At 61.1% G+C, this 16887-nt stretch carries 22 protein-coding genes and 1 other RNA gene; 11 read left to right on the forward strand and 12 right to left on the reverse strand.

What is annotated here, in order from left to right; all coding sequences use genetic code 11:
• Nucleotides 1–44: 44 nt before the first annotated feature.
• Nucleotides 45–758 (reverse strand): LssY C-terminal domain-containing protein, encoded by a 714-nt coding sequence (locus RGCCGE502_RS00435; RefSeq protein ID WP_016552189.1) that lies wholly within the window; start codon nt 756–758, stop codon nt 45–47.
• A 152-nt stretch (nt 759–910) separates the two neighbouring features.
• Between RGCCGE502_RS00435 and recF the strand changes: the two genes are divergently transcribed.
• The 3 genes from recF to RGCCGE502_RS00450 are packed head-to-tail and all read left to right on the forward strand — an operon-like array spanning nt 911 to nt 3326.
• Complete coding sequence (gene recF / locus RGCCGE502_RS00440; protein ID WP_016552190.1) at nt 911–2035, forward strand: DNA replication/repair protein RecF; 1125 nt, start codon at nt 911–913, stop codon at nt 2033–2035.
• Complete coding sequence (locus RGCCGE502_RS00445; RefSeq protein WP_016552191.1) at nt 2032–2856, forward strand: molybdopterin-synthase adenylyltransferase MoeB; 825 nt, start codon at nt 2032–2034, stop codon at nt 2854–2856. Before recF ends, RGCCGE502_RS00445 begins: the two co-directional genes overlap by 4 nt.
• The gene (locus RGCCGE502_RS00450; protein WP_016552192.1) at nt 2853–3326 is read left to right on the forward strand and encodes a GNAT family N-acetyltransferase; all 474 of its coding nucleotides are present in this window, start codon (nt 2853–2855) and stop codon (nt 3324–3326) included. The genes RGCCGE502_RS00445 and RGCCGE502_RS00450 overlap by 4 nt, the downstream gene beginning before the upstream one ends.
• Here RGCCGE502_RS00450 and RGCCGE502_RS00455 read toward each other — a convergent pair.
• Complete coding sequence (locus tag RGCCGE502_RS00455) at nt 3323–4324, reverse strand: 2-hydroxyacid dehydrogenase (protein ID WP_016552193.1); 1002 nt, start codon at nt 4322–4324, stop codon at nt 3323–3325. The genes RGCCGE502_RS00450 and RGCCGE502_RS00455 overlap by 4 nt on opposite strands.
• A gap of 181 nt (nt 4325–4505) precedes the next feature.
• Here RGCCGE502_RS00455 and RGCCGE502_RS00460 point away from each other — a divergent pair, with 181 nt between their 5' ends.
• Nucleotides 4506–5045 (forward strand): SH3 domain-containing protein, encoded by a 540-nt coding sequence (locus tag RGCCGE502_RS00460; RefSeq protein WP_016552194.1) that lies wholly within the window; start codon nt 4506–4508, stop codon nt 5043–5045.
• Here the strand turns inward: RGCCGE502_RS00460 and RGCCGE502_RS00465 are convergent.
• The 4 genes from RGCCGE502_RS00465 to RGCCGE502_RS00480 all read right to left on the reverse strand — a co-directional run bounded on the left by RGCCGE502_RS00465 (nt 5038) and on the right by RGCCGE502_RS00480 (nt 7667).
• Entirely contained in the window at nt 5038–6030 is a 993-nt protein-coding gene (locus RGCCGE502_RS00465) for an adenosine kinase (protein WP_016552195.1), read from the reverse strand. The two genes, RGCCGE502_RS00460 and RGCCGE502_RS00465, sit on opposite strands and share 8 nt — an antisense overlap.
• A gap of 168 nt (nt 6031–6198) precedes the next feature.
• A complete protein-coding gene (locus tag RGCCGE502_RS00470; RefSeq protein WP_016552196.1) occupies nt 6199–6438 on the reverse strand; it encodes a hypothetical protein in 240 nt (79 codons plus the stop codon).
• A gap of 429 nt (nt 6439–6867) precedes the next feature.
• Complete coding sequence (locus RGCCGE502_RS00475; protein ID WP_040673839.1) at nt 6868–7407, reverse strand: hypothetical protein; 540 nt, start codon at nt 7405–7407, stop codon at nt 6868–6870.
• Between the two features lie 50 nt (nt 7408–7457).
• Complete coding sequence (locus tag RGCCGE502_RS00480; RefSeq protein ID WP_016552198.1) at nt 7458–7667, reverse strand: cold-shock protein; 210 nt, start codon at nt 7665–7667, stop codon at nt 7458–7460.
• Between the two features lie 295 nt (nt 7668–7962).
• On the opposite strand from RGCCGE502_RS00480, the gene RGCCGE502_RS36480 reads away from it, so the two are divergent.
• Nucleotides 7963–8253, forward strand: coding sequence for a hypothetical protein (locus tag RGCCGE502_RS36480; RefSeq protein WP_141652279.1), 291 nt, complete (start codon nt 7963–7965; stop codon nt 8251–8253).
• On the forward strand, nt 8156–9103 hold the full coding sequence (locus tag RGCCGE502_RS00485) for an AEC family transporter (protein ID WP_016552199.1): 948 nt from the start codon (nt 8156–8158) through the stop codon (nt 9101–9103). The genes RGCCGE502_RS36480 and RGCCGE502_RS00485 overlap by 98 nt, the downstream gene beginning before the upstream one ends.
• 64 nt (nt 9104–9167) lie before the next feature.
• Here the strand turns inward: RGCCGE502_RS00485 and RGCCGE502_RS00490 are convergent, their stop codons facing one another.
• On the reverse strand, nt 9168–9743 hold the full coding sequence (locus RGCCGE502_RS00490; protein WP_016552200.1) for a c-type cytochrome: 576 nt from the start codon (nt 9741–9743) through the stop codon (nt 9168–9170).
• Between the two features lie 154 nt (nt 9744–9897).
• On the opposite strand from RGCCGE502_RS00490, the gene RGCCGE502_RS00495 reads away from it, so the two are divergent.
• Both RGCCGE502_RS00495 and RGCCGE502_RS00500 read left to right on the forward strand, forming a co-directional pair.
• Nucleotides 9898–10653 carry a 3-deoxy-manno-octulosonate cytidylyltransferase gene (locus RGCCGE502_RS00495; protein ID WP_016552201.1) on the forward strand — a complete coding sequence of 252 codons (756 nt, stop codon included), beginning with the start codon at nt 9898–9900 and terminating at the stop codon, nt 10651–10653.
• A 10-nt stretch (nt 10654–10663) separates the two neighbouring features.
• Nucleotides 10664–11524, forward strand: a complete 861-nt coding sequence (locus RGCCGE502_RS00500) for a prephenate dehydratase (protein ID WP_016552202.1) — start codon at nt 10664–10666, stop codon at nt 11522–11524.
• 34 nt (nt 11525–11558) lie between these two features.
• Here the strand turns inward: RGCCGE502_RS00500 and RGCCGE502_RS00505 are convergent, their stop codons facing one another.
• The 5 genes from RGCCGE502_RS00505 to RGCCGE502_RS00525 all read right to left on the reverse strand — a co-directional run bounded on the left by RGCCGE502_RS00505 (nt 11559) and on the right by RGCCGE502_RS00525 (nt 14406).
• The gene (locus RGCCGE502_RS00505) at nt 11559–11927 is read right to left on the reverse strand and encodes a VOC family protein (RefSeq protein ID WP_016552203.1); all 369 of its coding nucleotides are present in this window, start codon (nt 11925–11927) and stop codon (nt 11559–11561) included.
• 104 nt (nt 11928–12031) lie between these two features.
• Nucleotides 12032–12256 (reverse strand): hypothetical protein, encoded by a 225-nt coding sequence (locus tag RGCCGE502_RS00510; RefSeq protein ID WP_016552204.1) that lies wholly within the window; start codon nt 12254–12256, stop codon nt 12032–12034.
• A gap of 72 nt (nt 12257–12328) precedes the next feature.
• On the reverse strand, nt 12329–13012 hold the full coding sequence (locus tag RGCCGE502_RS00515) for a helix-turn-helix transcriptional regulator (RefSeq protein WP_016552205.1): 684 nt from the start codon (nt 13010–13012) through the stop codon (nt 12329–12331).
• Between the two features lie 24 nt (nt 13013–13036).
• Nucleotides 13037–13999 carry an NAD(+) diphosphatase gene (nudC, locus tag RGCCGE502_RS00520; protein ID WP_016552206.1) on the reverse strand — a complete coding sequence of 321 codons (963 nt, stop codon included), beginning with the start codon at nt 13997–13999 and terminating at the stop codon, nt 13037–13039.
• Nucleotides 13996–14406 (reverse strand): HIT domain-containing protein, encoded by a 411-nt coding sequence (locus tag RGCCGE502_RS00525; protein ID WP_176705663.1) that lies wholly within the window; start codon nt 14404–14406, stop codon nt 13996–13998. Before RGCCGE502_RS00525 ends, nudC begins: the two co-directional genes overlap by 4 nt.
• An 88-nt stretch (nt 14407–14494) precedes the next feature.
• On the opposite strand from RGCCGE502_RS00525, the gene ffs reads away from it, so the two are divergent.
• From ffs to RGCCGE502_RS00535, 3 genes are all read left to right on the forward strand, one after another.
• Nucleotides 14495–14591: signal recognition particle sRNA small type (gene ffs, locus RGCCGE502_RS34900), an RNA gene on the forward strand.
• 46 nt (nt 14592–14637) lie between these two features.
• Nucleotides 14638–16506, forward strand: coding sequence for a DNA polymerase III subunit gamma/tau (locus RGCCGE502_RS00530; protein ID WP_016552208.1), 1869 nt, complete (start codon nt 14638–14640; stop codon nt 16504–16506).
• Nucleotides 16507–16528: 22 nt separating this feature from the next.
• Nucleotides 16529–16852 (forward strand): YbaB/EbfC family nucleoid-associated protein, encoded by a 324-nt coding sequence (locus tag RGCCGE502_RS00535; protein WP_007799011.1) that lies wholly within the window; start codon nt 16529–16531, stop codon nt 16850–16852.
• Nucleotides 16853–16887: the final 35 nt, after the last annotated feature.

Below are 16887 nucleotides of genomic sequence, written 5' to 3' on the forward strand. Positions count from 1 at the left end.
TTCGGTCCGCATCTTCCACCGATTCAATGCGGCGTGGAAGCGGGCTATTGCTTGGTGAGGCCGCGCACCACGCCGATCAGCGTTTTTCCATCGGTGAAATACGGGTCGCCGCCACCGTTGCGGCCGGTCTTCGTGGCACCGATCCCCTCGATCTCGTAGGTCGACGACACTTGCCCGGCGGACTGAAGATCGCCGATTACAAGATTCCGCTCGGCATCGAGATCAGGCGCAATGTGATGGGTGATCTGGCCGGTGTCGTGGCTGAAGCCAACACCGCGGTCAAAGCTAGCCGAGCCGAGCCACACCGGGCGCCCGTCTTCGCCAGTGCTCTTGGTTTCCCAGAAACGGACGTGGTGGCGCTCGTCGGCGCTCTTGCCCACGGCCTTTTCAAACGCCAAATCCTGTTGGCGTCCCTCGAACAGCAACGGGCTGACCGGAGCGTCGAGGTCGGGCCGATCGAGCACGACACTCAATCCAATTTCGGCCGATGTCCGCAGCGTGATCTTGTCAGCTGGATCCCATCCTGCCGACGCGAATGCCCGCAACACGTCCTCCTTTGCGCCGACAAGCCCGACATTGATGGGATCGCCGCGAATGTCTTGTTTGGTGGTGGTCACCATTGGGCCAAATTCCGCGACGCGGCTGGCGTCGCGATGGATCCATATTTCAGGCATGAAGAAATAGGCAACGATCAGATAGGCTACCAACAGGATCGCCACACCGCCGCCTACTATCCGCGTTTTCGTCAACTGTCTCATCGAAGTCCCCCCGGCCTCGGCGTTATCATACGATCCTCTGACGATGGCGCCAACATGCACTCTTCCGTCGCGTTGCATCGGCAGCGGCGTCGAACCCTTGCCATCCGCTCTCGTTGCGCTTAGCTCTCGGACACCACGAATCCGGATATCGAATGCCGCACAAGGTCTCCCTGTCCCGTCTGAAGTTGACCGACTTTCGCAATTACGCGTCTGTCTCGCTGTCGCTCGACGGTCGGCATGTGGTGCTGACTGGAGACAACGGCGCCGGCAAGACCAACCTGATGGAAGCCGTCTCGCTTCTGTCGCCGGGTCGTGGCCTGCGCCGCGCCACTTATGGCGACATCACCCGTGTTGGCGCGACCGCCGGCTTCTCGATCTTCGCGGAGCTCGATGGCATGGACGGTGAGGTGGAGATCGGCACCGGCGTCGATACCACCGACGACAGCGCCTCCCGCCGGCTGCGGATTAACGGCACGCCGGCAAAATCAGCCGACGAATTGACCGATCACCTCCGCCTTCTATGGCTGACGCCCTCGATGGACGGGCTGTTCACTGGTGGCTCGTCCGAACGCCGTCGTTTCCTTGATCGGCTCGTCCTGTCGCTCGATCCGGCCCACGGCCGCCGTGCCAGCGATTTCGAGCGCGCCATGCGCAGCCGCAACAAGCTGCTCGACGAACGCCGCTTCGATCCCGCCTGGCTCTCCGGCCTCGAGCAGCAGATGGCGAGTCTCGGCATTGCCATGGCGATGGCGCGGCAGGAGATGCTGGGCCTTCTTGCACGCCTCATCGACGAAACGCACGAAACTTCGCCCTTTCCCGCCGCGGCGCTGGAGCTTGCCGGCTTCATGGATGGCCAGTTCTCGCGCCCCGCCGTCGATCTTGAGGATGAGTATGCCGCCATGCTCGCGGAGAGCCGCTACCGCGACGCCGCGGCTGGTCGCACGCTCGACGGCCCCCATCGCGCCGATCTGCTTGTCCGCCACCAGCAGAAGCAGATGGAGGCATCGCGGTGTTCCACCGGCGAGCAGAAGGCCCTGCTGGTCGGGCTGATCCTTGCCCATGCCCGGTTGGTCGCCAATCTCACCGGCCACGCGCCGGTCCTGCTGCTTGATGAAATCGCCGCGCATCTCGACGAAGGCAGGCGTGCTGCGCTCTTCGACCTCATTGACTCACTCGGCGGTCAGGCTTTCATGACGGGAACCGACCGTGCCATGTTCTCGGCCCTTGGCGAGCGCGCGCAATTTTTCACCGTTGCCGACGGAAAGGTTTTCGAATGACCGATGCCGCTTCCCCCTTAACCAAAGGCCGTGCTAGCATCCTGCCCATGGAACCCCTCAGCCCGGAAGAAATCGCGCGATATCAGCGTCATATCCTGCTTCCGGAGATCGGTGGCGCCGGCCAGCAGAAACTGAAAGCCGCCCGCGTGCTCGTTATCGGTGCGGGCGGGCTCGGGGCGCCGGTCCTGCAATATCTCGCAGCCGCCGGCGTCGGCACGCTCGGCATTGCCGATGACGATCGGGTTTCGCTTTCCAACCTGCAACGGCAGGTGATCCATGATTCGGGAACGGTCGGGGAGCTGAAGACAGAAAGCGCCGCCTTCGCGATTGCCCGCTTGAACCCGCATGTCAACGTGATCCGTTTTGAGGAACGCTTTTCGCCGGATTCTGCGCGCCGTCATCTATCCGGCTTTGATCTCCTGATCGATGGCTCCGATAATTTCGATACGCGCTATACGGCAGCTGACGCTGCCGAGGCGACGCAAATCCCGTTGGTGACCGGCGCTGTTGGTCGCTTCGATGGCTCCGTCACGGTTCTGAAGCCTTATGCGGCCACCGAAGACGGGACGCCAAACCCGACCTATCGCGATCTCTTCCCCGAGAAGCCGCCCGCGGGACTGATCCCGGCCTGCGCCGAGACCGGAATTATCGGCGCGTTGACCGGAGTGATCGGCACGTTGATGGCGATGGAAGCGATCAAGCTCGTAACCGGCACCGGTGAGCCGTTGATCGGCCGGCTAGTGCTCTACGATGCGCTTGCCGCCCGCTTCGACACGATCCGCTACAAGCGCCGCCGCTCAAGGCATAGCCAGGCATCATGAACATCGTCCGCCTCGATGAGGATTTTCAGCGTTGGGACGAGCTGCTGGCGCTGATCCTGTCGTCGTTCGCCTATATGAACGATCGCATCGATCCGCCGTCCTCTGCCTCGAACCTCACGCGGGCGACGCTTGCCGACAAGGCCCGCGTTGAAATCGCCTATGTGGCGATGGAAGGCGAAACCTTGTCTGGCTGCGTCTTCCTGCGACCGGAAGAAGGCTGCCTTTACATCGGCAAACTGGCGATTGCTCCGGTTTCGCAAGGTCGAGGCATTGGCCGTAGGCTTTTGGTGGTCGCGGAGCAGACGGCACGAGACCACGCACTGCCGTCGCTCCGGCTCGAAACACGCATCGAACTCGTCGAGAATCATGACGTTTTTGCGCGCTGGGGATTCGAGAAGACCGCTGAAAATGCCCATCCCGGCTTCACCAGAACGACGTCGATCGAGATGCGCAAGGCGATCTCGGCTTAGCGGCCTGGCAGCACCCGGTTTGGCGGGCGATGGCCATCGATGAAGGTCCGGATATTGATGATGACCTTGTCGCCCATGTCGATGCGACCTTCGATCGTTGCCGAACTCATGTGCGGCAAAAGCACGACCTTACCTTCGTTGGCCAGCTTGACGAGCTTCGGATTGACCGCAGGTTCGTTCTCGAAAACGTCGAGACCCGCACCGGCAAGCTTTCCCTCCCGCAAACTCTTGATCAGCGCCGCCTCGTCGATCACGTCGCCGCGGGCGGTGTTGACCAGGTAGGCGGTCGGTTGCAGCAAAGCCAGGCGGCGGGCCGACAGCAGGTGAAACGTTGCCGGAGTCGAGGGGCAATTGATCGAAACGATGTCGACGCGGGCAAGCATCTGGTCGAGGCTCTCCCAGTACGTCGCTTCCAGCTCGTCTTCGGTCGCGGGGTTCACGCGCTTGCGGTTGTGATAGTGAATCGAAAGGCCGAAAGCCTTGGCGCGGCGGGCAACGGCGGTGCCAATTCGCCCCATCCCGACGATTCCGATGCGCTTGCCGTGAATACGTCGCCCAAGCATCCAGGTCGGCGACCATCCGGCCCATTCGCCCGGCTGATCGGTCAGCACGCGCGCACCTTCGCCAAGCCGGCGCGGCACCGCGAGAATGAGCGCCATCGTCATGTCGGCCGTGTCTTCAGTCAACACGTTCGGCGTGTTGGTCACGGTGATGCCCTTGCGGGCCGCCGCCTCGACGTCGATGTGGTCCGTGCCGTTCGAGAAGCTGGCGATCAACTTCAACTGTGGTCCGGCTTCCTCGATCACCGTGGCGTCGATTCGGTCAGTCACGGTTGGAACCAGCACGTCGGCGTTTTGGACTGCGGCGATCAGCTCGGCTTTGGAGCGCGGCGCATCGTCGATATTGAGTTCCGCGTCGAAGAGTTCGCGCATGCGCGTTTCGACCGCATCGGGCAGCTTCCGCGTGATGTAGACCTTCGGTTTTTTCTTCGTCGTCATGTGCGCCGGCGCTAACTTGTAAAGAGGTCCTTAACCAACACGCGGGATAATTTTCCCGTTCCGGGCAATTTCTACCAGACCCGCACGCGAAGACAAACAAAACTCGTCCAGCGTGCGCAGGAATGTCGAATTCCCGGAATCAGGCAGCAGTCCTGCCCTCCTCTGAGCAAACGGAAATCCCATGCATAGCAAAGTCCTGAAATCTTGCCTCGCCCTTGCGATCGGTTTCGTGCTTTCGGCGGGAACGGCTGAAATGGCCTCCGCACAGGCGGCAAAGGGACCGAGCGGCCTACCGCTGCCGCGCTTCGTTACGCTCAAGTCCAAGCGGGTCAATTTGCGAATCGGCCCCGGGACGGACTATGCAGCTTCCTGGATGTACCTGAAGGCCGGCCTGCCGGTCGAGATCATTCAGGAATACGACAACTGGCGCCAGATCCGCGATGCCGATGGCACCGAAGGCTGGGTCAACCAATCGTTGCTGTCGGGTTCACGGGCGGCGATTGCCGCTCCATGGATGAAGGGCAAGGGCAAGTCTGTCTATGTCAACATGCGCCGCGACGCCCTGTCGTCGGCAACCGTCGTCGCCAAGCTCGAACCCGGCGTCATGATGAACATCGGCGAATGCAATGGCGACTGGTGCTTTGCCAAGATCGACGGCGCCGAAGGCTGGGTGGCGCAGTCGGAGATCTGGGGCGCTTATCCCGGCGAAGCCTTCAAATAAGGCTCGCCTGCTTGCCCGCTTCGGCCAGCGACTTCATCGGCCGTGGACCGATTTGCTGGATCACGATGCCGGCGGCGAGGCAGCCGAGCTTGCCGCAATCTTCCAGCGTCCGGCCCTGCGTGTAGCCGTAGAGGAAGCCGGATGCGAAGAGATCGCCAGCGCCCGTCGTATCGACCAGTTCCCTGATCTTGATCGCATCGACATAGAAGCGCTCGCTACCCCTGAGGATGACGGCGCCATCCTCGCTCATCGTCACCGCCGCGATCTTGCAGTCCTTTGCGATGCTGTTCAGTGCTTCCTCAAAGTCGTCGGTTTCATAGAGCGCCAGCGCCTCCTGGCGATTGGCGAAGACGATGTCGACAGTGCCGGAGCGCATCAGGTCGAGGAATTCGCCACGGTAGCGGTCGACGCAGAAGCTGTCGGAAAGCGTCATCGACATCTCGCGGCCGTTCTCGTGGGCGATACGGGCGCATTCGCGGATCGCCTCCTTGGCGCGCGGCGGATCCCAGAGGTAACCCTCGAAGTAGGTCACCTTGGACTGGGCAACCACTTCGGCTTCGACGTCCTCAGGTCCGAGTTCGACGCAGGCGCCAAGGTAGGTGTTCATCGAACGCTCGCCGTCGTCAGTCACAAAGATCATCGAGCGTGCGGTCGGCGGGAACGTACCCTTCGGCTGCGTCTGGTAGTGAACGCCCTGCGCGCGAATGTCGTGGGCGAAGATCTCGCCAAGTTGGTCTTCTGCGACTTTGCCGAAATAGGCGGCCTTGCCGCCAAAGCTTGCGACACCCGCCGCCGTGTTGCCGGCGCTGCCGCCGGAGGCTTCCACCGCCGGTCCCATGCGCGCATAGAGAAGCTCGGCGCGCTCGGCATCGATGAGGTTCATCGCTGCCTTGGTGATCTTGTTGTCAATGAGGAACTGGTCGTCGCAACGCGCGATGATATCGACGATGGCATTGCCGACAGTCAGAACATCGAATTTGGTCATGAAAGGGTAAGGTCCCGGTGTTTGGTGATAGCCGGTGATCGGTCTTAGCGAATTTTCGCCGCATGGGAAGCGGAAATGCCGTGAGAACCTATCGATGCCTTCGTAAAAGTTCGCCGTTGGGGATCAAACACCACGAGCCGGTCGCCGTGAAGTCCAACAGGTCGCGGTTCAAGCAACGGCCACATAGATCAGGTCGGGTGCGACCAGCCATTCATTCCTCCGCAGCGCGGATACATCGAGGCGACCACGCGGGTCGCGGCGGGCGAGGCCCACGAAGCGATAGCGGCTGCCTCGCGTGTCGATGATGCGTGCAGGAATGGGGCGGCCGTCGATGTGACCGATAACCGGTCCGTCAGATTGCGAACCATTGAGGAAGAAATATTCGTGAGGGAGGTGTCTGCTCACCATCCTATTGCCTTTCGTCGTTCGGTGCGGCGCTCGCAGCAGACCCGCTACGGAGATGCCTTTCGTGTTCGGAACTGGCCTTCTCCAAAGGAACATTGCTTTTTGATGGCACTCTCGAAGAAAGACGGCGTGTTCTCTTGATCTCCACGACGAATGGCTTCTTTTGGGGACGCATGCGGGATTCCTGACAATGGATGAGGTGGCCAGCTGAACGAGTGGTCCGAAGTCGACCGCCCATGCGTTGCCCAGGGGCGATATGATGAGCGGTCGAGCAAGAGCCAGTTATGTTGAAGTCACTCGGGTAGCCGTCGGCTCACGGCGCTTCATCACTAAGATGGGGGAAATGGCCGTATGCTTTCCATTCGGCCGCGAGGCTTCCTGTATTAAAATCTCATAGTGAAGTGGAGAATCACCGTCGCGGGCAAGTCGATCTCAGTGTTCGATCTGCTGCTCTGCGACCGCACTGGCGATGATTTGATCGGAGCCTTTTGCGTAGAGCGGAAGCGTCAGGGTGATCGCCTCACTGCGTCCGTTGATGGTGGCTGTATATCGCTTGTAGATGCGGTCCTGCCCTTGCTCTTCGCCTGCCGAAACGGCGTTTGCCTTCTCGACCAAGGCGCTCTCGAAGACAGTTGCGTCGACGTCGCCCAATGCCACCGTGCAGCCTTCGACAATCTTGCCGCCAACATCCGCCCGGGAGACCACCAGTGCACGAAAGCTCTCGCTCTCGCCGCCGCTGACAATCCATCCCTGGAGCGCTTCCGGGTTTTCCATCGGCGTGAAGGTTAGCGCCAAGTCCTGTGCCATCGAAGGCCATTCGTCGACTTTCGCGCGCTCGGACGTACGCTCAAAGTCGGGACCTGAGGAAACACAACTGTCGTAGAAGAACGCGAGCTTGGCGGTGGCGTCGTCGGCGAGGGACGGTCCGGTGGCCAGAAGCATGAAGAGGCAGACAGCAAAGCTACGCTTCATTTTGTCTCCGAGCATCAAGTCGGTGCGGCCTTGCAGCCGCACCGATCATTTCAAACCTGTCGGACGTTGTCGGCAGACGTTCTGCCGGTTCGACGGTCCTGTGCGACTTCGAACGCGACGCCCATGCCTTCCTTCACATTGTCGATTCCGCCCCGTTGAGCGGCCGTGACATGCAAAAAGATATCAGTGCCTCCGTCATCCGGCGTGATGAACCCAAAGCCCTTGTCCTGGTTGAACCACTTGACTTTACCTGTTGGCAAAATTTACCCCCATGTTGGTCTCCCCAGCCAAAATGGGACATCGCACGATTTTGCCGGAGGGCACAAGTCCCGTTTTGACCGGATGGAGCAATGGCGCTGGCAGCACCAACGCTGATCGGCGGTCTAGACCCTCGCGCCGGGGGCGTTGGCACAGTACAATCTGTCGTCGCGGTTTGCCTCGACGCTTCACAAAAACGCCACTTGGACGTCATCCCCGTGTCACTTGCCGCCTCTATAAATCTCCTTAACGAGATTGGCATGAGCATCCGAAAGGTTGCAGCCATTCGAGAAGGGAATGATGCCCTTCGACGTTACCGGAGCGACGCTGACCACGGATGGACTGGCAGCATTGCAGACCGGCTATCCGGCAGGACCGGATGCGGAAAAGCGGGCAGAGCCCGCTTTTTTTGCTTTTATACCCCACGCGTTTGTCATCGCGGTCATTTTGCTGCTAGGCATGCTTATCCCTCGCAAGGCAGCCGTACTCAATGTCAGCCATCATCTTCGACGTCCTTCCCATCTTCATCATGATCCTGATTGGCTGGCTGACGGTGAAGCTGCGGCTGATGAAAGCGGAGATTGGTGATGCGCTGAGCGAGTTTGTCTTCAAGATCGCCGTTCCGCTACTGTTGTTCCGGACGATCGCCAAGGCCGATTTTCATGGTGCTTCGCCGTTCCGTCTCTGGATCGCCTACTTCTCCGGCGTTGCCGTCACCTGGGTCGCGGCCCATATCGCCGCGACGCGCTTCTTCGGCCGCGATGACCGCATTGGCGTGCTTGCCGGTGTGTCGTCAGCCTTCGCCAACACCATCTTCATCGGCTTGCCACTCGTCCAGCGCACGGTCGGTGACAAGGGGCTCGTGCCACTCTCCATTCTGATCGCGGTCCATCTGCCTGTGATGATGATCATCGGGACCATCATGATGGAGCGCGCCGAGCACAAGATCGCCGGCAAGAAGGAGCGCAGCATCGCCAAGGTCGTGCGCCAGATCGCCCAAAATCTCGTTAAGAACCCGCTGGTGATCGGCTTGGCCGGCGGCGCTGCCATGCATCTCTTGGGGCTCACCATGCCCGGACCGGTGGGTGCCATCGTCGACCAGATTGCTGGCGTGGCCGGGCCGGTCGCCTTGATCTCACTCGGCATGGCGCTCGAGAAATACGGCATTTCGGGCAACGCCGGCATCGCCAGCGTCACTTCCGCCTTCAAGCTTCTGCTGTTGCCCGCTTGCGTCTGGGCGGCGAGCAATCTGGTCGGGCTTGCCAGCGATTGGACGGCTGCCCTTGTGCTGATCTCCTCCGTTCCGACAGGCGTCAACGCCTGGCTGATCGCCAATCGCTTCGGTGTCGGCCACAGCCTGGCGGCGTCGACGATCACGCTGACGACGGCGCTTGGGGCCATCTCCGTTTCGTTCTGGGCCTTTCTGCTCGGCGGCTAATGCAAAAAAGAAAAAGCCCGGCGTCAGGCCGGGCTTAGATTTTCTTCTGGAATCGAGCAGCGACTTACTGCGTTGCGCTATCCGGCGCGTTCGGATCGGGAAGCGCAACCGGCGAATCGGCCAGCGTGTGCAGGTAAAGAATGACGTTGGCGCGATCCGTATCCTTCGGGAGACCGGCAAAGCCCATCGCCGTACCGGCAACGTACTTCTTCGGCGCTGCCAGGAAGTGATTCAGATGGTCGAAGGTCCACTTCTCGCTGCCACCCTTGGAGAAATCCTTCATCGCCGACGAGTAGGCAAACGCCTCGTGCGTGCCGATCGGACGATCGACGAGACCATAGAGGTTCGGACCGACTTTGTTCGGCCCCCCCTTGGTCGCGTCATGACAGGCCTGACACTTCTTGAACACGGCTTCGCCAGCCTTGGCGTCCGCCTTTGCAAGCAGCTGTGCGATCGGAACGGCTGCGGCCGGTGCGGCCTCGCCGCCACCGGAGGCGGGTGCCTCATCAGCGACGATCGCGAAACCTTCCTTCTCCGGCGCTTCCGAATGAAAGATCCCCTCCGACGCGATGGAGACGGACATCAGAACGAAAACCGTCCCGAGCAGCGCCCCCACAGCCGTATTCACGTATGAATTCATCTGCAATGCTCCCCTTGCAGCCGGCAGACATAAAACCGGACCATCTTGAAATCGCGCGGAACCTATGTCTTTTGGCTATTCGTTGCAACAGTCTAAATGGCCTGCTGCGTGAGACTTTTTGACACCTTTCCGCCCGGATTAGAAGGCCCGAACAATGACCAGTCCAAATTTAGATGACGTGCTCGTGCTGATCCCGGCGCGCATGGCATCGACCCGTCTTCCGGGCAAGCCGCTTGCAGATATTTGCGGACTGCCGATGATTGTCCAGGTGGCATTGCGGGCGAAGGAGGCTGAGATTGGCCGCGTCGTCGTCGCTGTCGATGACCAGCAGGTCTATGACGTCGTTGCCGAGGCGGGCTTTGAAGTGGTCATGACCAGCAAGGATCATCAATCCGGTTCGGACCGCATTTACGAAGCGCTGGGGAAGGTTGACCCCGAGGCCCGCGCCAAGGTCATCGTCAATGTCCAGGGCGACCTGCCGACGATCGATCCGGAAACCGTCCGTGCCGCGTTGCGCCCGCTTGAGGACCCCAACGTCGATATCGCGACGCTGACGATCGCGATCGACAACGAGGCAGACAAGACGGCGCCCCATGTTGTCAAGGTGGTCGGCGCGCCACTGTCCGAAAGCCGACTGAAAGCGCTTTATTTCACGCGGGCTACGGCGCCTTATGGCGAAGGGCCGCTCTATCATCACATCGGCCTCTATGCTTATCGCCGGTCCGCCTTGGAGCGTTTTGTGACGCTTGGGCCATCGGTCCTGGAAAAGCGCGAGTCGCTGGAGCAGCTGCGTGCGCTTGAAGCCGGCATGCGCATCGACGTCGAGCTCGTTGACACGGTTCCGCTCGGTGTTGATACTCCTGCCGACCTTGAAAAGGCGCGGCGCATTCTCTCCGCAAGAACGAAGTGACGGATTTTCCATGAACATCAAAACCAACAGGATCGCCTTCCAGGGCGAGTTCGGTGCGAACTCCGATATGGCGTGCCGCGACATGTTTCCGACCATGGAGCCGCTGCCATGCCAGACGTTCGAGGATGCCTTTGTTGCGGTCGAGAACGGCGATGCCGATATCGGAATGATCCCGATCGAAAACACGATCGCTGGTCGCGTCGCCGATATTCATCACCTGCTGCCGGAGTCGCGCCTGCACATCATCGGCGAGTATTTCATGCCGATCCGCTTTCAGCTGATGGTGCTTCCCGGTGTCACCAAGGATGAGATCCGCACAGTTCATAGCCATATCCACGCCCTCGGGCAGTGCCGCAAGATCGTCCGCTCACATGGCTGGAAGCCAGTGATCGCTGGCGATACCGCAGGTGCTGCAAAACTCGTCCAGGAGACCGGAGATCGGTCGATGGCCGCGCTTGCCCCGCGCCTTGCTGCGGAGCTCTATGGCCTCGACATCGTGGCCGAGAACGTCGAGGACACCGAGGATAACGTCACACGCTTTGTTGTCCTTGCTCGCGACGAAGAATGGGCGCATCGCAGCTCGGCCGAGGAGAAGCTCGTCACGACCTTCGTCTTCAATGTCCGAAACATCCCGGCCGCGCTCTACAAGGCCCTCGGCGGCTTTGCGACGAATACCATCAACATGACCAAGCTTGAGAGCTATCAGCTCGGCGGCAAGTTTGTCGCAACGCAGTTCTACGCCGACATCGAAGGTCACCCGAACGATCCGAATGTTCGCCGCGCGCTGGAGGAACTGCGCTTCTTTTCCGAGAAGGTGCGTATTCTCGGGGTCTACAAGGGCCACCCAATGCGGGGCCAGCTGCAGAAATAGAAAAGGGCGCCTTGGGCGCCCTTTCTTTTGCGACTCACTTGTCCGGTTCACATACCCGCAGGCGATGGCCATCGGGGTCGAGCACGACAAAGGTCGGACCAAAATCCATGTCCGTGAGGTCCTGCGCGATGGGGAGCTGGCGCTTGCGCCAGTCCTCATAGAGCGTCGAGACGCCGTTCTCCCCGGGGACCATGAACGCGATTTCGGCGCGGCTGCCGGTCGCAGACGGCTGCGGCGTTACCTTGCTCAGCCGCCAGAGGCCGAGCGTGAAGCCGCCGTCGAGTGCGAAGGCGACGAAGTTCGGGGCTTCGGCCACCGGCTCGCGGCCGAGCAAGGACCGGTAGAAAACGGCGCTCGTGGCCGGGTCCTTGACGTACAAAATGATGAGGTTCGGGCTGTTCATCGGGTTGTCCTTGTTGTGACAGGGTGGCAGGCGACGAAACGCCGCTGCACTCATTGGCAGCGGCGGCGGTCGTTTGCGCGTCTTGGGAGTTGTGTCGTGTGCGTCTAACCTTCGTGGCAGGGGCAGCCCCAGTCCACCAAGCCGAGATCACGCTTCATCGGCTCAGGCATGGTCTCCAGATCGAGGCGCGAATACCTCCTCAGCACCATCTGGCGCGAAGCGTTCAACATCATGCGCAGAAGCGTGGATTGTGGATATCCTGCATCGCAAGGGGTCTCGTCGACCGGATGGCTGCCACGCGTCGATCGGGTAAGGTTCAAGCTCGTCATCATCGGTCCTCCTGTTGGATTGGTACCGATAATAGCGCTGACCACTGTCAGTTTATGGCAGTAGCGTCGCGCTCAATGAGCAATATCCTGCTGGTCCCGCCACTCCTTGAGAAGCACGGCGCGCCGGCGCGGATAACGTCCGTCCTGCGGGATCATTTCGACGATCCGGTCGGTGCGGAAATGACGATAATCTTTACGCAATTCACACCAGGCGACGACGACGCGCACCTGCTCGAAGTAACTCAACGCGAAGGGCCAGATATTGCGGACGGAGACGGTTCCACCCTCATCCGAATAGGTCAGCTTGAGGATCCGCTCCGTACGAATCGCTTTGCGAATGGCGCCGAGGTCCGCCTTGTCGGCGACGGGCGGCTTTAGGTGGACGAGCAGCGTCGACGTCTCGATCTCGTCGCGCATGTCCTGCGGCAGCACGTCGGCGATCTTGGCGAGCGCGTCGGCGCCCGCGGCTGCAAGCCGCGGATCGGCCGCCCGCGCGACCCAACGCGAGCCGAGGACGAGCGCCTCGATCTCGTCCTGCGAAAACATCATCGGTGGCAGCATAAAGCCCGGTTTCAGTACGTAACCCAGTCCGGGCTCGCCTTCGATCAAGGCCCCTTGCGCCTGCAGGCTCGAAATGTCGCGGTAAAGCGTGCGGATGCTGACGCCGGTCTCGGTCGCCAGCACGGAGCCGCTTACCGGCCGGCGATAGCGCCGCAGGGTCTGCAGCAGAGTCAGAAGGCGTTCGGAGCGTGCCATCTCAAGGGCCTCGTTCTACAGGCCTTATTGCTTTTTCCATTCCACCCAGTCGCGCATCAGCCGATGGGCTATGGCTCCCTTGGGCGGCGGCGCCTTGCCGGTAAGTCCGGGCCGCTCGAGCATTTCGAGCGTTTCCTCGCGTGTGAACCAGCGGCAGTCTTCCAGTTCCTGGCTGTCGAATTTGACAGTCTTGGACTTGGATTCCGCATAGCAGCCGATCATCAGCGAATGCGGCATCGGCCATGGTTGCGAGGCGTGATAGCGGATCCGTCCGGTATGGATTCCGGATTCTTCCAGGGTCTCGCGGCGCACGGCGTTCTCGATCGTCTCACCCGGTTCAACGAAACCGGCAAGACAGGAATACATGCCTGGAGCGAAGTGCGGGCTGCGCCCAAGAAGGCAAAGATCGCGTTCCTCGTCGATCGTTAGCATGATGACGACGGGGTCGGTGCGTGGGAAGATCGTGTGCTCGCACGCGGTGCAGACACGCTTATAGCCACCGATATGGATGCTCATCGTCGATCCGCAGCGGCCACAGAACTTGTTGTCACCGTTCCAGCGGATCAGGCTGGCGCCCTGGGCAAATTCGCCAAGCAGAACCTCGTCGAGCAGCATCTCGCGAAACAGCGACCGTCCGTCTGCGGGTTTGTACTGGCTGGCAAGCTCGTCCTCGGACACGCCGACCGGAACCGCCAGTCGCGGCTCGCCGGTCTTGCGGTAGCCGAGCAGCACGGTCTCGTCCCAGTTCGGCTGCAGGTCTTTCAGTTCGTAGCGGGCAAACAGCGGGTCGAGCACTTGCCCGTCGTGCTTGAGAACCAGCTTGTCGCCGGCGAAGGCGAAGATATGGGTTCCTTCTTTGGCCAAGGCCTTGTCGACCGACGTCTCGTCGCGATGTTCGGAATCGCGGATCAGGTCATTGGCGGCGAAGGCAGTCAGGCTGCTGGGTTCCGGATGCGGAACATCCGAATCGAAAAGCGAACGGCTCATGATGAAAGGGCTTCCCGCAACTTCTCTATAAGGTCATTTCTCTTTTCCGCAGCGTAAGGCTCTGCCTTGCCGAAACCCCAAACCGGATTTGGCCAATTGGCATCGCCTTCGAAGCGGGCAATGACATGAACATGAAGCTGACGGACGATGTTGCCAAGGGCCCCGATATTGATTTTTGTGGCGCCGGTCGTCTTCTTCAGCGCAGCGGCGACCATCTCGGTCTCGAATGTCAGCATCACCTGATCGAGAGGTGTCAACTCGAAGACTTCGCTGATATCCGACCTGCGGGGCACGAGGATCAGCCACGGCCAACGGGCGTCCTTCGACAACCGCAGATCACACAGCCCCGTCTGCATGACACTGTCGCTGTCGCTTTCCAACCGACGGTCGAGCTTGAATTCGTCCAACAGGCATTCCTCCATGTTTTCCTGAGGCTAGCAGTTTTTTTTGAGCTTGGCTTGCTTTTGATGGCGATATTGCCGATATGTGCATCCGGGAGGTTGGTGGTGGACGAGCCACTCGCCAACCGGGTCAGGTCCGGAAGGAAGCAGCCCTAACGAGCCCGGCACGGGTCATCGTGCCAGCCTCCCACCTTTCTCTCCATTCTTGCTCGGGCAGTCCGGGTGATAAGCAGGGCGATGAGCGACACCGAGCGACAATCACAAGATGCCGCCTCGACGGGCACCGGATACCGGGTGCTGGCACGCAAATACCGCCCCAAGGATTTCACGGATCTGATGGTCGGCCAGGAGCCGATGGTCCAGACCCTGACCAACGCCTTCGAGACCGGCCGTATCGCGCAGGCCTACATGCTGACCGGCGTTCGCGGGGTCGGCAAGACGACGACCGCCCGCATCCTGGCGCGCGCGCTGAATTACAAGACCCCAGAGATCGACAAGCCGACGATCGACCTGCGCATCCCCGGCGACCACTGCCAGGCGATCATGGAAGGCCGCCATGTCGACGTCATCGAGATGGACGCCGCCTCGCATACCGGGATCGACGATATCCGCGAGATCATCGAGCAGGTGCGTTACCGCCCGGTATCGGCGCGCTACAAGGTCTATATCATCGACGAAGTGCACATGCTTTCGACGCAGGCCTTCAACGGCCTGTTGAAGACGCTTGAGGAGCCGCCGGAGCATGTGAAGTTCATCTTCGCGACGACCGAAATCCGCAAGGTCCCGATCACGGTTCTGTCGCGCTGCCAGCGTTTCGACCTGCGCCGAATCAGCGCCTCTGATCTTGTCGGCCTCTTCACCACGATCGCATCGAAGGAAGGCATCGAGGCCGAACCCGATGCGCTGGCGATGATTGCGCGCGCGGCCGAAGGCTCGGCGCGCGACGGTCTCTCGCTGCTTGATCAGGCGATCGCCCATGGCGGCGGCGCGGTTCTGGCTGAAACAGTGCGCGGCATGCTCGGCCTTGCCGACCGCGCCCGCATCGTCGATCTCTTTCATCACATCGTCAAAGGCGATGTCGCGGCAGCGCTCGGCGAGTTCGAAAGCCAGTACGAAGCCGGTGCCAATCCTGTGGCCGTGCTGACCGATCTTGCCGATTTCACGCATCTGGTCACGCGGCTGAAATATGTGCCTGATGCCGCGAACGACCCTTCGCTTAGCGAAGTCGAACGCACCAAAGCTGCTGAATTCGCCCAAGGCGTCGCGGTGACGACGCTGTCGCGCATCTGGCAGATGCTGCTGAAGGGCATTCCGGAGGCCGAGGGTTCCTCGCGCCCAGCCGGCGCCGCGGAGATGGTGCTTATCCGGCTGGCGCATGCCGCGCATCTGCCGGCGCCGGAAGATGCTGCCCGCCGCCTTGCGGAGTTTTCCGAGACAAACGGTGGCAGCCGTCCGTCTGCCCCGTCAGGCAATGGCGGTGGCGGCGCGACGGTGAACTACCAGGGCAATCTGGCGGCACGGTCGACCGAGTCGATCCCGCGCCCGCAGCCCACGGGCCCGACCGCCATGTTGCGCGCCGTCCCCAATCCCAATCCGCAGAACATGCCGGTCGGCCGCGTCGAGACGAAGCCAGCCGACGCGCCGAAGCCGCTGGTATCGGTCAATTCCATCGGCGATATCGCCAATCTGGCCGGCGACAAGCGCGACGTGAAGATCAAGGCGCTGGTGCGCAATTTCGTGCGCCCGGTTCGCATCGAGCCCGGCCGCCTCGACGTCAATCTGACGGAAGGTGCCCCCGGCACGCTGCTGAACGAACTGGCGGTCAAGCTCAAGGACTGGACTGGTATCCATTGGATCGTCAGCCTCAGTCGCGAGGAAGGCCAGCCGACCATGGTCGAGGCCGAAGCGAATGCCAAGGCGCAGCAGGTAAGCGACGCCCGCCAGGATCCTGACGTGGCAGCGATCCTCGCACAGTTTCCAGGCGCCAAGATCATCGACGTTCGCGTACGGGCGCCGGAAGCCGATGAGGAAGAGGAGGTCAAGGCGCCTGCTGCTGCCGAATCCGACGAGGGCGACATCCTGCCCGGCGACGACATAATTTTCTAGAGTATCGAGAAGGAGCGAGACGATGCGCGACATCATGGGCATGATGGGCAAAGTCAAGGAAATGCAGGCCAAGATGGAGAAGATGCAGGCGGAGATCGCCGAACTCCATGCCGAAGGCAAATCGGGCGGCGGTCTTGTCACCGTGATCCTCAACGGCAAGGGCGAGATGCAGAGCCTGAAGATCGACCCGTCCCTCTTCAAGGAAGACGACGTCGAAATCCTTGAGGACCTGATCGTTGCCGCGCACAAGGATGCCAAGGACAAGGCCGAAGCGGCCGCTGCCGAGAAGACCAAGGCGCTGACCGCCGGCCTGCCGATTCCTCCCGGCTTCAAGATGCCGTTCTGATCATCCGGTAGATCGAGAGGGCAGTGTCGCTGCGC

The sequence above is a fragment of the Rhizobium grahamii CCGE 502 genome (genome assembly GCF_000298315.2).
Lineage (GTDB): Bacteria > Pseudomonadota > Alphaproteobacteria > Rhizobiales > Rhizobiaceae > Rhizobium > Rhizobium grahamii.

Bases quoted from the DNA above. Each gene is read 5' to 3' on its own strand.
- RGCCGE502_RS00530 (WP_016552208.1), top strand. From the start codon at position 14,638: ATGAGCGACACCGAGCGACAATCACAAGATGCCGCCTCGACGGGCACC.
- RGCCGE502_RS00485 (WP_016552199.1), top strand. From the start codon at position 8,156: ATGTCAGCCATCATCTTCGACGTCCTTCCCATCTTCATCATGATCCTG.
- recF (WP_016552190.1), top strand. From the start codon at position 911: ATGCCGCACAAGGTCTCCCTGTCCCGTCTGAAGTTGACCGACTTTCGC.
- RGCCGE502_RS00465 (WP_016552195.1), bottom strand. From the start codon at position 6,030: ATGACCAAATTCGATGTTCTGACTGTCGGCAATGCCATCGTCGATATC.
- RGCCGE502_RS00505 (WP_016552203.1), bottom strand. From the start codon at position 11,927: ATGAACAGCCCGAACCTCATCATTTTGTACGTCAAGGACCCGGCCACG.
- nudC (WP_016552206.1), bottom strand. From the start codon at position 13,999: ATGAGCCGTTCGCTTTTCGATTCGGATGTTCCGCATCCGGAACCCAGC.
- RGCCGE502_RS00500 (WP_016552202.1), top strand. From the start codon at position 10,664: ATGAACATCAAAACCAACAGGATCGCCTTCCAGGGCGAGTTCGGTGCG.
- RGCCGE502_RS00475 (WP_040673839.1), bottom strand. From the start codon at position 7,407: ATGAAGCGTAGCTTTGCTGTCTGCCTCTTCATGCTTCTGGCCACCGGA.
- RGCCGE502_RS00535 (WP_007799011.1), top strand. From the start codon at position 16,529: ATGCGCGACATCATGGGCATGATGGGCAAAGTCAAGGAAATGCAGGCC.
- RGCCGE502_RS00450 (WP_016552192.1), top strand. From the start codon at position 2,853: ATGAACATCGTCCGCCTCGATGAGGATTTTCAGCGTTGGGACGAGCTG.
- RGCCGE502_RS00515 (WP_016552205.1), bottom strand. From the start codon at position 13,012: ATGGCACGCTCCGAACGCCTTCTGACTCTGCTGCAGACCCTGCGGCGC.
- RGCCGE502_RS00495 (WP_016552201.1), top strand. From the start codon at position 9,898: ATGACCAGTCCAAATTTAGATGACGTGCTCGTGCTGATCCCGGCGCGC.
- RGCCGE502_RS00490 (WP_016552200.1), bottom strand. From the start codon at position 9,743: ATGAATTCATACGTGAATACGGCTGTGGGGGCGCTGCTCGGGACGGTT.
- RGCCGE502_RS00455 (WP_016552193.1), bottom strand. From the start codon at position 4,324: ATGACGACGAAGAAAAAACCGAAGGTCTACATCACGCGGAAGCTGCCC.
- RGCCGE502_RS36480 (WP_141652279.1), top strand. From the start codon at position 7,963: ATGATGCCCTTCGACGTTACCGGAGCGACGCTGACCACGGATGGACTG.
- RGCCGE502_RS00435 (WP_016552189.1), bottom strand. From the start codon at position 758: ATGAGACAGTTGACGAAAACGCGGATAGTAGGCGGCGGTGTGGCGATC.
- RGCCGE502_RS00470 (WP_016552196.1), bottom strand. From the start codon at position 6,438: ATGGTGAGCAGACACCTCCCTCACGAATATTTCTTCCTCAATGGTTCG.
- RGCCGE502_RS00445 (WP_016552191.1), top strand. From the start codon at position 2,032: ATGACCGATGCCGCTTCCCCCTTAACCAAAGGCCGTGCTAGCATCCTG.
- RGCCGE502_RS00510 (WP_016552204.1), bottom strand. From the start codon at position 12,256: ATGACGAGCTTGAACCTTACCCGATCGACGCGTGGCAGCCATCCGGTC.
- RGCCGE502_RS00460 (WP_016552194.1), top strand. From the start codon at position 4,506: ATGCATAGCAAAGTCCTGAAATCTTGCCTCGCCCTTGCGATCGGTTTC.